Source organism: Bowmanella yangjiangensis, from assembly GCF_017255015.1.
GTDB classification, from domain to species: Bacteria; Pseudomonadota; Gammaproteobacteria; order Enterobacterales; family Alteromonadaceae; genus Bowmanella; species Bowmanella yangjiangensis.
Genome location: NZ_JAFKCS010000015.1, coordinates 69016 through 82933, shown reverse-complemented (window position 1 = coordinate 82933; position 13918 = coordinate 69016). Strand labels below are relative to the sequence as shown.

10 protein-coding genes are annotated in these 13918 nt (G+C 51.9%); 6 read left to right on the top strand and 4 right to left on the bottom strand.

What is annotated here, in order from left to right; all coding sequences use genetic code 11:
* The first annotated feature begins 7 nt into the window (after window positions 1–7).
* The 6 genes from J0A65_RS14975 to J0A65_RS14950 all read left to right on the top strand — a co-directional run bounded on the left by J0A65_RS14975 (window position 8) and on the right by J0A65_RS14950 (window position 9561).
* Complete coding sequence (locus J0A65_RS14975; protein WP_206595125.1) at window positions 8–3307, top strand: efflux RND transporter permease subunit; 3300 nt, start codon at window positions 8–10, stop codon at window positions 3305–3307.
* Window positions 3294–6359: an efflux RND transporter permease subunit gene (locus J0A65_RS14970; protein ID WP_206595124.1), complete on the top strand. Its 3066-nt coding sequence runs from the start codon at window positions 3294–3296 to the stop codon at window positions 6357–6359. Before J0A65_RS14975 ends, J0A65_RS14970 begins: the two co-directional genes overlap by 14 nt.
* 131 nt (window positions 6360–6490) lie before the next feature.
* Window positions 6491–7213, top strand: a complete 723-nt coding sequence (locus tag J0A65_RS14965) for a DUF3108 domain-containing protein (protein WP_206595123.1) — start codon at window positions 6491–6493, stop codon at window positions 7211–7213.
* Between the two features lie 352 nt (window positions 7214–7565).
* The gene (locus tag J0A65_RS14960; RefSeq protein WP_206595122.1) at window positions 7566–7775 is read left to right on the top strand and encodes a hypothetical protein; all 210 of its coding nucleotides are present in this window, start codon (window positions 7566–7568) and stop codon (window positions 7773–7775) included.
* 124 nt (window positions 7776–7899) lie between these two features.
* Window positions 7900–8691, top strand: coding sequence for a serine O-acetyltransferase (gene cysE / locus J0A65_RS14955; RefSeq protein ID WP_206595121.1), 792 nt, complete (start codon window positions 7900–7902; stop codon window positions 8689–8691).
* Between the two features lie 312 nt (window positions 8692–9003).
* Window positions 9004–9561 carry a DJ-1/PfpI family protein gene (locus tag J0A65_RS14950; RefSeq protein ID WP_206595120.1) on the top strand — a complete coding sequence of 186 codons (558 nt, stop codon included), beginning with the start codon at window positions 9004–9006 and terminating at the stop codon, window positions 9559–9561.
* 41 nt (window positions 9562–9602) lie between these two features.
* Here J0A65_RS14950 and J0A65_RS14945 read toward each other — a convergent pair whose 3' ends face one another.
* From J0A65_RS14945 to J0A65_RS14930, 4 genes are read right to left on the bottom strand one after another with little or no spacing between them, the layout of a single operon-like run.
* Window positions 9603–11843: a xanthine dehydrogenase family protein molybdopterin-binding subunit gene (locus J0A65_RS14945; RefSeq protein WP_206595119.1), complete on the bottom strand. Its 2241-nt coding sequence runs from the start codon at window positions 11841–11843 to the stop codon at window positions 9603–9605.
* Window positions 11840–12301 (bottom strand): (2Fe-2S)-binding protein, encoded by a 462-nt coding sequence (locus J0A65_RS14940; protein ID WP_206595118.1) that lies wholly within the window; start codon window positions 12299–12301, stop codon window positions 11840–11842. The genes J0A65_RS14945 and J0A65_RS14940 overlap by 4 nt, the downstream gene beginning before the upstream one ends.
* Window positions 12298–12888 carry a nucleotidyltransferase family protein gene (locus tag J0A65_RS14935; RefSeq protein WP_206595117.1) on the bottom strand — a complete coding sequence of 197 codons (591 nt, stop codon included), beginning with the start codon at window positions 12886–12888 and terminating at the stop codon, window positions 12298–12300. Before J0A65_RS14935 ends, J0A65_RS14940 begins: the two co-directional genes overlap by 4 nt.
* Window positions 12885–13889: an XdhC family protein gene (locus J0A65_RS14930; protein WP_206595116.1), complete on the bottom strand. Its 1005-nt coding sequence runs from the start codon at window positions 13887–13889 to the stop codon at window positions 12885–12887. Before J0A65_RS14930 ends, J0A65_RS14935 begins: the two co-directional genes overlap by 4 nt.
* Between the last annotated feature and the right edge of the window lie 29 nt (window positions 13890–13918).

Genomic DNA, 13918 nt, shown 5'->3' with positions numbered 1-13918 from the left:
CATTGCCATGAGTATTGTTGATGTCGCTGTTAAACGGCCGGTTACCGTGTGGATGTTCACTTTTGCCATATTGTTGTTTGGCATGGTGTCACTGTCCCGTTTAGCGCTAAACCTGTTACCCGAATTATCCTACCCTACCCTGACCATTCGCACTGACTACCCCGGCGCGGCGCCGGGTGAAGTAGAACAACTGGTCAGCAAGCCTATTGAAGAAGCCGTTGGCGTAGTCAAAGGTGTACGTACTGTCACCTCAACCTCTAAAGCGGGTCAGTCAGACGTAGTGCTGGAGTTTGAATGGGGGAGCAAAATGGATCTCGCCAGCCTGGACGTGCGCGAGAAGCTGGATATTATTCAGTTGCCCCTGGATGTGAAGAAACCGCTACTACTGCGTTTTAACCCCAATATGGATCCTATTCTGCGCATGGGTTTGGGCGCCAGCCAGGGCAATCTTGACAGCGAAGCCACCAAACGGCTTCGTACTTATGCCGAAGAAGAGTTTAAACGCAAACTAGAGTCCGTAAACGGCGTTGCCTCAGTAAAGGTAGGCGGAGGTCTGGAGAACGAGATCCAGGTTCTGATCAATCAGGACAAAGCCAGTCAGTTAAACATCAAACTGGAAGATGTCATTGCCCGTCTTAAAGCCGAGAACGTCAACACCTCAGGTGGTCGGGTGGAAGACGGTAGTCGGGAATATCTGGTACGTACCTTGAATCAATTTCAGAATCTCGACCAGATGCGGGATTTATTTATTGCGTCCCGTGAAGGCCGTAATATCCGCCTGGCCGATATTGCCGAGATTGTAGACAGCCATAAAGAGCGCGATTCGGTTACCCGCTTTGCCGGACTTGAAGGGGTAGAAGTTGCCATCTACAAAGAAGGTGATGCCAACACCGTGCAGGTTGCCGACAATGTTAAACGCCGCCTGGAACAAATCCGCAAAGACATTCCATCGCAATACCAATTGCAAGTAGTGTACGACCAGTCTTTGTTTATCGCCAATGCCATTGATGAGGTGAAATCTGCTGCCATTATCGGCGGGATCCTGGCGATGTTGGTCCTCTATCTGTTCCTAAAGAATATCTGGCCAACCCTGATTATCTCTATCAGCATTCCGGTTTCGATTATCGCGACTTTTAATCTGATGTACGGCAACGACATCAGCCTCAATATCATGAGCTTGGGTGGTATTGCCCTGGCCATCGGCTTATTAGTCGATAACAGCATAGTCGTGTTGGAAAATATCGATCGTCACAAAAAGCTGGGTACCCACGCCCATACCGCCGCGGCACAGGGCACAAAAGAAGTGTCTAATGCCATAATCGCCTCAACCCTGACCACCATGGCGGTGTTCTTCCCGCTGGTATTTGTCGAAGGGGTCGCTGGCCAATTATTCAGTGATCAGGCCTTGACGGTCACCTTTGCGCTGGCTGCATCCTTGGTCGTGGCACTGACATTAATTCCCATGCTAGCCGCCCGAGAAAAAAGGGCCGGAAGCAGTGAATCAAGTGCCCCACTGGATCTTGGCCCGAGTCATACCGTACAAGTTCCTGCCAGCAAAGCCGGTAAAGTACTTTACTACCTGGTTTGGCCATTTCGCATGCTGTTAAAAGGCCTAGGTAAACTGATTTACCTGCTGTCCCTAACTATCAGCAGCGTCATTCTGGCAGTCACTCGTCTGCTAAGAAAAGTGCTGAGCGTTGTTTTTAAACCTTTGTTGTGGATCTTTGACCTGGTTTTTAATGCCTTAGAGCATGGCTATCAAAGCCTGTTACGCCAGGCCATGCAACACCGGGCAATCACCCTGTCGGCAGTATTGGGCAGTGCCCTGCTGTCCCTGACACTGCTCCCCCGTCTGGGCGTAGAACTTATCCCGCCCATGTCTCAGGGAGAGTTTTATGTCGAGGTCAATTTGTCCACCGGCGCTCGTCTTGAAGACACCGACCATGTGCTGGAAAAACTGGCTTTGTTTACTCAGGATCTGGACGGCGTGGAGCGCACATACTCGCTAGCCGGTACGGGTAGCCTGATGAATGCATCCCCAAGCCAAGGCGGCGATTATTGGGGTAAGTTGAATGTAGTGATGCAAAACGGCACCCACGCAACCGAGGAAAATAAGGTCATGGACGCCATGCGCGAATATCTGCGCGCCCAGGCAGGCGTCACAGCAAAATTCGGCAAGCCGGAAATGTTCAGCTTTGCCACACCACTTGAGATCCAGCTAACAGGTTATGACCTGACGCTACTGGCGCGCCACGCAGACAAGTTAGTCACCCTGCTTGAAGCCGATGACCGTTTCGCTGATGTTAAATCTACCCTGCGGGACGGACACCCTGAGCTGAAAATCTATTTTGACCACGCTAAGCTGGCACAACTTGGCTTAAGCGCCGCCGATGTGTCTAAACTGATCGCGGCCAAGATTGGCGGTGAAGTTGCCAGTCGCTACGCCATCGATGATCGCAAAGTGGATATCCTGGTCAGAACCCAGACTCAGCAGCGTGATTCCATTGAAGATATTGCTCGCATGACAGTCAATCCAGGCGGCAACCCCTCGGTCCCCCTGGATGCAGTGGCAGATATTCAGATGTCGGTTGGCCCAAGCGAGATAACCCGTGTTGGTCAGGAACGTGTGGCATTAGTCACTGCCAACCTGGCGCATGGCGATTTGGGGGAAGCCGTGGCCCAAGCCAAATCAATCCTATCTGATCTAAAGCTACCTATGAGCATGCAGGCCCGCATTGCTGGTCAGAATGAAGAGATGCAAGTGTCTTTCGATTCGTTGAAATTCGCCCTGCTGCTGGCGGTGTTTATGGTTTATCTGGTGATGGCCTCGCAGTTTGAATCCCTGCTGCATCCCTTCCTTATCCTCTTTACCGTACCGCTGGCCTGTGCAGGCTCAATTTATGGGCTATTCCTGACCGGCACTAACATCAGTGTGGTGGTGTTTATCGGCCTGATCATGCTGGCTGGTATTGTGGTCAACAATGCTATCGTGCTGGTCGACAGAATTAATCAATTGCGCGAAGCCGGCAGCGACAAGCAAGCTGCAATCTTTGAAGCTGCCAGCAGCCGTCTGCGCCCTATTCTGATGACAACCCTGACCACCACCTTGGGCCTGCTGCCCATGGCCATTGGCTTGGGTGAAGGGGCGGAAATCCGCACGCCCATGGCCATCACGGTGATTTTCGGTTTGCTTTTTGCCACGGTACTGACGCTGCTGTTAATCCCGGTACTGTACAGTTTGTTTGACCGCAAGCGCTTTACCTCGCCCGCTCAGGACAGCCTGGAGGTAAGCCATGAACAAGCTTGAAAACCTCGGCGTTTACCTCACCGACTTTGCTATTCGTAAACCGGTTACCATATGCATGTTGTTCTTCTCTATGCTGCTGTTGGGGTTGTTGGCCAGCCGTATGCTGCCGCTGGAAAAATTCCCCGGTATCGACATTCCGCAAATTATGGTGGTGGTACCCTATCAGGATGCCACCCCGGCGGAAGTCGAAAAGATGATTACCAAGCCGGTAGAAGAAGCTCTGGCCACTATGGCAGACGTAAAACGCCTGTCATCCACATCCAACGAAAACAACGCTGAAATTAGCCTGGAATTCAGTTGGGGCGAAAACTTGAGTGCCAAGGGTATTGAAGCCAGGGAAAAAATTGACGCCATTCGCCATCTGCTGCCCTCAGATGTCGAGCGTATCATGGTGTATCAATTCAATACGGCCGATTTGCCTATCTTTCAGCTGCGGGTCTCCAGCGAGCGAGATCTCTCCAATGCTTACGATCTGTTGGACCGCAACCTCAAAATGCCTATCGAACGGGTACCTGGGGTATCCAAAGTTGAACTCTACGGGGTGATGAAAAAGCAAATTGCTATCCGCCTGGACGCCGAACGTATAGCCGCCCTGCATATCGACCTGAATAAGCTGGGGAAAGCGTTACGAGACGCCAATTTCTCCATGACCGCCGGGCACTTCTTTGAGTTAGACCAGAAAATCAGCGTGAATCCACAGGGTGAATTTCGCAGCAAGGAAGAGATTGAAGATCTGATCATCCAATCCGGCATCCGCCTCAAAGACATCGCCGACATCAGCTATGAAACCCCAAAACGCACCGAAGGAAGACATTTGGACCGCACCTACGCAGTGGGCCTGAATATCTATCGTGAGTCTGGCAGCAACCTGATGGAAGTCTCCCAAGCCGTATTAAAGGTAATAGACGAGGCAAACGGTAACCCTGCGTTTCAAGGTATCAACCTGTTTATCATGCAAGACGAGGCGCAAAGCGTTACCAAGTCTCTGAGTGATTTGCTGGATGCCGGCATGCTCGGGGCTTTATTGTCGGTGGTGGTGTTGTATGCGTTCCTGCGCCAATGGGCCCCCACCCTGATTGTGGTGCTGTCTGTGCCCTTTGCCATCTGTATTACCCTGGGCTTTATGTTGTTTATGGGGTACAGCCTGAATATTCTGTCCATGATGGGGCTGATGCTGGCGATCGGTATGCTGGTTGACAATGCCGTGGTGGTCACCGAAAGCATCAGCCATGAGCGGGAAACCGAAGCCGATCCTATCAAAGCCACCAAAGCCGGGGTCAGTAAAGTCAGTCTGGCCGTCATTGCCGGTACTGCCACCACCGCCATTGTGTTTTTGCCCAATATTGTCGGTGAAAAACAGGAAGTCACAGTGTTTCTCGAACATGTGGCCATTGCGATTTGTATATCACTGTTCGCGTCACTGCTGATTGCCCAAACCCTGATCCCGTTGCTGGCCAGTCGCCTTAAACAGCAAAAAGTCACAACAAAGTCAGGCCCGGGTAAATTCGCTGCTTGGTATCAGCGCATCCTGACCTGGACGCTCAACCATCAGGGCAAAACCACCCTGATTGCCATCGCCATCCTGCTTTCCACCGCCATTCCCATGGGCGTGGTCACTAACGACGGGGATAATGACAACCCCAACAACCGACTGTGGCTGAACTACAACATTGAGGGTAACTTCAACCTGGAAGAGGTGGAAAAAGAAGTAGAACGCATGGAGGCTTACCTCTATGCCAACCAGGAACGTTTCCACATCAAGCAGGTATACAGCTATTACAATCCGGGTCACGCCGTATCGGGTTTAACCCTGGAAGATGAGCTGCCCATGTCCCAGGCTGAACTGAAAGCCTTGATCAAGAAAGACATGCCCAGCTTTGTACGCAGTAAACCCAGCTTCCGCTGGAATGAGAGCAAAGGTGGGGTGCGTCTGACCCTGTTAGGCCAGTCCTCTGAAACCCTGATGGATATCGCCGACCAGATAGTTCCGGTGCTGGCCAGAGTGGATGGACTTACCGACGTGCGCACCGATATCAATGGTGAAAAAGAAGAATTGCAGATCCGTGTTGATCGGCAAAAGGCTTTCCGTTTTGGACTGTCAGCAGAAACCGTGGCAAATACCGTAGCCATGGCCCTGCGGGGAAGCAACCTCAGAACATTTCGACATGCTCAAACCGGCGAAATGGATATTCGCCTGTTGTTCGACGAATCCCTGCAACAGTCTCTGGATGAGCTAAAAAGCCTGACCATTAAACGAGATGGTCAGCAGAACATCACACTGGATATGTTGGCAGATATCGAGATCCTGCCCAGAATGTCGCAAATTCGTCGCTACTATCGGCAGACCGCCCTGGGTATTGGCGCTAACCTTGAAGAAGGAACCAGCCTGGAGCAAGCCCGCCAAGGTATTGAAAAAGTGATGGAACATATCAGTCTGCCAAGTGGTTATAGCTGGACGCTGGATGGCAGCTTCCGTAACCAGGATGAGTCGGAGGCAGTGATGCAAATTAATATGCTGCTGGCTGTCTGCATGATTTATCTGGTGATGGCCGCCTTGTTTGAATCACTGCTTTTGCCTACCGCAGTTATCACCTCACTGCTGTTCTCTTTTACCGGCGTGTTCTGGGCCTTCTTACTGACCGGCACCAATATGTCGGTGATAGGCATGATAGGTATGCTGATACTGATGGGCATAGTGGTTAATAACGGTATCGTACTGGTTGATCGTATCAATCAACTTGTCGCAGAAGGATACAGCGTGATCAACGCCATCATTGAAGGCTGCCTGAGTCGTGTCCGTCCTATTCTGATGACGGTCTCCACTACGGTACTTGGCCTGGTACCGCTGGCCTTAGGTGGCACCCAAATAGGAGGTGACGGCCCGCCCTATGCGCCCATGGCCATTGCCATTATTGGTGGGCTGCTGTTCTCTACCCTGACCAGCTTGTTCCTGCTACCCCTGACCTATCTGGGCCTGTTAAAACTGCGACGCGCCACCAGCAATATGCTGGCCGACAGTAAACGCCTGGTCAGTCGCGTCATTCCCGGCTAAAACCACCGCCTCTGTATGGGGCGGTATCTTATTTACTTGCTAAGTCTTGTTACACAAAGCCATTAGACAGACACATTTATTCGCCTTTCAATACATGCCTAATCCCCCACCATGTCGATTAAGGAAAACAAATGCGTTGTTATCTAGCCTGTGTGTTCTTGTTGTTTACCGCCACCTCCGTCAGTGCGGTAGAAAGGTTGCATGATCTGACCGTGGCAGATTACCCGCTCGGCGAACATCGATATTTGGTTTACATTGAAGACAAAGCCAGTGGCAACCTGAAAAGCGCAGCTATCTGGCAACGCAATGTCAGTGAAGCCGAATATCAGGGTCAGGCGGTGATCAAAACGGAACAACACTGGCGTAGTCCTGACGGCAAGTCCGACCGAGACATCCTTTCCTATAACCGTATTGATAACTTCCAACCTTTGTATCATCGCAGCCATTCAGCGAAAGGCGATGAAGCCTTTGTGTTCAGTGAGCAACTGATTGCAGGCGATGCCGACCTCGCCAATAATCTCAAAGCCGACTTTTCCCTCCGTCATCAACCTGGTTTACTCAACTGGGAGTTGGACATGGAGACATTTGCCTTACTTAAACTTAACCAACAACAAAGCATTACTTTGCCTTTTTATCACCCTGGCTCGAAAACCGAACCGGCGCTTTACACCTACCAGGTCAGCAGTAAAGACTATCAACCACCATATGGCGCGGCGCGACCTTGCTGGGTATTAAGTTACAGTGACGGTGAAAAGTACCAGGTGGACTTCTGGCTGGATAAGTCCAGCGGTCAGGTTATTTATATGCAGGAGCAATGGGGTAACACCCTGCGCTACAAGATCAAGATATCCTGAGTCTGTTCCGCTGTTGATGGGCACAAGTTTGTCTATGGCACAGTTATCTGGTCTACACCAGATAACTGTGAACATTGATGAACAATATCCTTTACTTACCCTAGGCCCGCTTTCTACCACCCACGAGGGCGTGAAGCCATATTAAGAGACTGGTACAGCTGGGATGAGGAATATAGCCTCAGCATTGTCCAGCACATCCGCCGCCGTGTAGCCAAAATGGCAGATAGATTATCTGATCAGCTCGGCCAATAAATATATCCAGGGTATGCAGGGCTTTGGCTTTGTGATTGCCCGCCAATCCCTTTTGCAAAAAAATGTGCAGGCCAAGCACTGACAAAATTAGACCAGGAAGATGGCATTGCAGCGCGCCAGGTATCAGCAAAATCAATGGTTGCTTTGCCAGGGCATACAAGAGTTAGGGTTTCGCTCGCTACTGCCCTTTGCACTTCATTCCTCCACCATCACTTCATTTTACCCGCCAGAGCAGGCCGGCTATAACTTCAAGACCTTTTATCTGTGTCTGCTCAGTGCTATCGCCTCTTCCCGCTATTGGCTGGATTAACCCGGCAAGGGGCTCCGGTCCCTTTTTTAATGCGTATTTGCACTGAGCCATTCCTGTTAATTACAAGACCTTTGCACCTTTGCCGCGTACAATGCCCGACACCTTTGAAAATCCAGGCTTTTTCATGCGTCATCAAATTTGGCAACAACTGCGGCTGGAAGCGGAAGATCTGATCCGTACCGAACCATTGCTGGCCAGTCACGTTTATTCGTGCATTCTCAATCACACCTGCCTGGGTAGCGCATTGAGTTTTATCGTCGCCAACAAACTCACCGATGGCGTGGTATCGGCCTTTACGTTCAGAGAGCTGTTCGACCAGGCTTTTGTGAATTGCGATAACATGCTGACCCACGTCAGTTGCGATATTAAAGCGGTTATTGATCGCGACCCGGCAGTGGATAAGTATTTAACCGTGTTGCTTAATCTAAAAGGCTTTCAAGCCATACAAGTCCATCGCTTGGCTCACTGCCTTTGGCAGCAGAACCGTCGGGATCTGGCGCGTTTTATTCAAAGCCGTAACTCCGAAGTCTTTGGCGTGGATATTCATCCGGCTTGCAAAATCGGCAAAGGCGTCATGTTCGACCACGCCACAGGCATTGTTATCGGTGAAACGGCCGTCATTGAAGACAATGTATCCATCCTGCAGGGCGTAACCCTGGGCGGTACAGGCAATGAGTGCGGTGATCGCCACCCTAAAATCCGTGAAGGTGTGATGATAGGTGCGGGAGCCAAAGTGCTGGGGAATATTGATATAGGTAAAGGTGCGAAAGTTGGCGCGGGCTCTGTGGTATTACAAGCCGTTCCGGCTCATACCACAGTGGTTGGCGTGCCCGCTAAGGTAGTTGGTCGCACCAACTGCGCCTGCCCTGCCGAAAGCATGGACCAAAGCTTTGCCGAAGCGCAAAGCGAGGCCTGATATTTCGCCACTGATTTTCGCCGGTGTTGTTCTCGTGCCTCAGTCTGGGCGCAACGGCACCGGTACATTCTGAATGTAACACCTAAAGCTTGTCTCATCTGCTGTTGGCAAGCCTATTTGAAGCCAGTTTATCCGCACATGCGGAAACTCAGATCACCTTGAAGAACGCCCGTTGCTAATTGTGTTGAAACTTGCCTACTAGTTTGGGGTCACAGAAGGTGGCACTTTGCGAATTGCAACTTAGCGAACTTGTTCGTTTGCCATTTCAGAGGAATACCCTCATAGCTTTACACATATTTCCAGGAGGAATTTATGGCCAAGATACTGATGATCACCGGTGACTTTGTTGAAGATTATGAAAATATGGTGCCCTTTCAGGCGTTGTTAGCCATGGGCCATCAGGTCGATGCCGTGTGCCCGGGCAAGAAAAAGAATGACAGCATTGCCACTTGTATTCACGACTTTGAAGGACACCAGACCTACACCGAAAAACGCGGTCACAATTTCACCTTGAATGCCGACTTTGAACAGGTCGCCGCGTCGGACTACGATGCCCTCTATCTGCCGGGCGGTCGTGCTCCGGAGTACCTGCGTTTAGATGCTAAGGTACTGGCGATTATCAAAGCCTTCGTTGCCAGCAACAAACCAGTGGCCGCCATTTGCCATGGTGCACAACTATTGACTGCCGCCAATGTAATTGAAGGTAAGAAGGTATCAGCCTACCCGGCTTGTGCTCCTGAAGTGCGCTTGGCGGGCGCAGAGTATGTCGACCTACAAATGGATGAAGCAATTACCGATGGCAAACTGGTCACTGCACCAGCCTGGCCTGCCCACCCGGCGTTGTTAAAGCAGTTAGTTGCTTTGCTATAAGCCAATAGAAAATAAAACAAGGGCGGCTCATGCCGCCCTTGTTACACCTGCATATGTTTGCTAATAGGCAAATCCCGGATCCGCTTGCCACTGGCGCGGAATATCGCATTGCATAAGCTGGCAGCAACCGGTGGTACTCCCGGCTCGCCTACGCCGCCCGGTGGCTGACTGGACTCAACAATATAACTGTGAATTTGCGGCGATTGATTGATACGCAGCAGAGGGTAATCGTGGAAGTTAGATTGCTCCACTGCCCCGGCCTTCACACTAATGTCACCCATCATCGCCAGGGACAACCCGAATATCATCGCCCCTTCCATTTGCGATTTGACCCGATCCGGGTTCACCACAGTACCGGCATCAATGGCACTGTGCATTTCCAGCACCTGTACTTTGTCTCCCTCAACCCTGACTTTGGTGGCAACCGCTACATAACTGACAAAACTACGATGCACACTAATGCCCCAGGCTTCGTTTTTAGCCGTGGGTTTTTCCACACCGGCTTTATCGGCCACCAGGTTTAGCACCCCTTTCAAACGCGCCGTATCTATGGGGAAGACCGTTTTGGATTCACCGTAATTGCCGTATTTAAAGCCTTCCGGCTCAGGATCCACCAATCGATCATCGCCCAGCAATTCCAGCCACATATCCCGTGGGCGCCTTTCCAGCTTATCGGCCAACTCGTCGACAAAGGAGCCTATAGCAAAGCCATGCTGAATATTACTTACCGAGCGAACCCAGCCAATACGCAGATGCGCCTCGGCCTTCTGGCTCTCACAAGACAAGTTATCCAGCGCAAAAGGCAGATCGCCAAAGCCTAAGTCCAGCTCAGAGCTGGACGGTTCATCCGAGGTGCCGGTAAAGGTCCAGCTGATACTGGGAAATGCCGTGCGTTGCACCCAGCTGACCACCCGGCCGGTTTCGTCCATACCCGCCTGAAAATACATGGCGGCCATAGCATGGTAATAGCCGTGCTGAATTTCATCTTCGCGGCTCCAGCTCACTTTCACCGGCTTGCCGGTATGCTTGGCCAATATCGCCGCCTCCACGGAGAAATCCGGCTTGGATTTACGGCCAAAGCCACCGCCCAGCAAGGTCACATTCACCTTAACCTTGCCAGGCTCAATACCCAGCGCATTGGCCACATTTTGTTGTGTACTTTGCGGGGTTTGTGTACAGGCCCAGATTTCGCAACTGCCGTCGTTAAACACCGCGGTCGCCGCTGGTGGCTCCATGGGCGCGTGAATCAGATAAGGCACGCTGTAGCCAGCCTCAAAGGTGTCCACTGCATTCATCATGCCAACATAGGCATCACCGACACTGCGTACCACCTTACCTTGCTGCTTGACCCGGCCTTTCAGCACTTCCAGGTAAGCTTGTGAGTCGTGCGCAGCGTGAGGGCTGTCGGTCCATTCAATAGCCAGCGCTTTACGGCCCTGCATCGCCGCCCAGCTATTAGTGGCCAGCACTGCCACACCCGGTAAAGGTTTAAACAATACCGGCTCGCTTTGCGCCGGCATGACAAAGGTATCCACTACGCCGCTAACCTTGAGCGCCGCGCTATTATCCACGGCCTTAACATTGGCCCCTACCACCGGAGTCCGCTCAATGCTGGCGTATAACATGCCAGGCAGTTGTACATCCTGACCATAGACGCTGCTGCCGGTCAAAATGGCCTGCATGTCCACAATCGGCAGGTCTTTACCTATGTAGTTAAATTCACTGGCAGATTTAAGCTTAAGCTGCTCTTTTGCAGGTGGCGTGAGCTTGGATGCCGCTTCAGCCAGTTCACCAAAACGCAGGCTGCGACCGGTTTTACCATGTAGAACCTGATGATCTTTAGCCTGCACCTCTTCTACTGACACCTGCCAGTGGTTGGCGGCCGCTTGCTCCAGCATGGTCCTGGCTGAAGCTCCCATTTCCCGCATGGTCTGATAAAAACGCCTAACCGAGCGCGACCCATCGGTATTCTGACTGCCGTACTCGGCATTGGCCAGGCCTTGCACCACTCGCACTTTTTGCCAGTCTGCCATCAACTCGTCGGCCACTACTTGCGGCAAGCCGGTGCGGATCCCCTGACCCATTTCACTGCGATGACAAATGATCTGTACCAGATCGTCGCTGCCGATACTGACAAACAAATTCAGTTCACTCAGGGCATCACCACTTTGTGCCCAGACGGGCCGAAAACCAGGCAAAAAACCACCTAAGACCAGTCCTGTAGCGCCGATGCCGGTTAGTTTAAGAAACTGCCGACGGCTGACATTGGAGATTTCGCTCATGATTTAGCCCCCAGCTTAGCCGCTGTCTTAATCGCCGCTTTAATACGCGGGTACGTGCCACAGCGACAGATATTGCCCTGCATTTGTTCATCAATGGTTTTATCATCCGGATTAGGATATTTCGCCAATAGCGCTGCCGCACTCATCATCTGCCCGGATTGGCAGTAACCGCACTGCGGCACATTATGGCTCTGCCAGGCTTGCTGCACCGGGTGCGATGCATCACTGGCTAACCCTTCGATAGTAGTTATCTGTTTGCCTTCTACCATAGACATGGGCAAGGTACAGGCACGCACAGCCTGACCATCCAAATGCACGGTACAAGCACCGCACAGGGCCATGCCGCAACCATATTTGGTGCCGGTCATACCGAGCATATCGCGCAGTGCCCACAGCAGAGGCATATCCGCCTCTGCTTCCACCGACACCGGCTTACCATTTAAGGTGAATTTCATCATGGTCTTATTCCCCTGGCTTGCTGCCATTGTTGTAATTCGTGTTGGGTATCTATATCAAGACTTGCTTCCTGCATAGGTACAGTAACAAGCTGTGAGGGCTGAGCAACCAGCAATGGCTTAGCCCCCTTGTCGCCGCGAAGTGCTGCCAGCGCACTAAAATCCTGCCTGGGAAAGATAGCCGGCACACCGGGTCCCTTGGCATAACCTGCTGCAATCCGCTGTCCAGGATATTGCTTAACCTGCGCAATGAGTTGCTGTAATTGCGCAGATTGAATATCAGGCTGATCGCCCAAACCTATCAATACATGACTAATATCCGAATGCAGCCAGCGCATTGCGCAGCCGATACTGCTTGCCATGCCCTGTTGCCAGTTGGGATTCACCACCACTTCCGTCCAATCAGGCAACACGCGCTCAATCTTGTCGGCATGGGCGCCGAGCACCACCACAGTTTGCATTTGCCCCAAATGGGCATATGCCCGCAGGCAATGCACCAGCATAGGTCGCCCATCCAGCGACGCCAGCTGTTTAATCCCCTCAAAGCGACTGGAATTACCCGCCGCCAAGATCACAACGGCCAGCGTCATGACATCAGTTCACCACTGATAGACTGGCCATCTTTGCCTTCCAGTACGGCATGAATTTCAGACAGTACCGCCAACGCGATGGACTCGGGTAATTCGCCGCCAAGACGCAAACCGATTGGGCCAAAAAAGGGTGCCTGAATATCAGCCATGACCAGCCCCGCCACAATAAAGACCCGCTCGGTGCGGTGCAAAGGACCAAGCACGCCCAGATAGCGCAGTGGTAAATTCTGGCAAAGCTTTAACGCTTGGGCATCCAGCTCAACGTTATGCGCCATCAGCACGGCAGCATCGATTTGTGTGAGCCAATCTTGTCCCGCCAAGTTATGAATGGCCCCCCAATGACAGGCAGCCTGGCCGAACCATTCGCTGCGCGCATTCGCTGGACGTGGGTCAATCACACTCACCCGCCAGCCCAGTTCATTGGCCATGGCCACCAAAGGCTTGGCATCAAGGCCCGCGCCAAACACTGCCAGATGCGGTGCCGGGCGCACCAACTGTGCAAATACCTGTCCTTCCGGACGATTAAAAATGCCCCTGGTTGCATCCAGCCAGTCAGGTTTAACCTCACACACCTGGTTAAGAGGGCGGCTCTCATTCACCGACTGCAGGTAATACACACTTTGCTGGCTGTTGAGGGCGTGATACAGGCTTTCCAATTGCAGATAGTCGTTTTGCCTATCTATTGGCTGGAGCAGAATTCTGACCATACCGCCGCAGCCAATCCCTAATTGCCAGGCCCAGTCGTCTTCATCCCGCTGATCGTATTGAATAATTCTCGCATAACCGTTATCCCAGCAGCGTCTGGCCTGGCGCATAATATCCGCCTCCAAACAACCACCACTGAGCAGGCCACGATACTGCCCCAGACTATTGATCAGCATCATGGCCCCAGCCTTACGGTAACTGGAGCCTGCCGTTTCAATAATAGTGGCCAGTATCCATTGCAACTGGTCTTTTTGTTCGTGCCAGGTGCCAAGCATCCTGGTTAATTGATTCGACATTGCGGTTAGCTCGTTCCTTTATTTCAGTG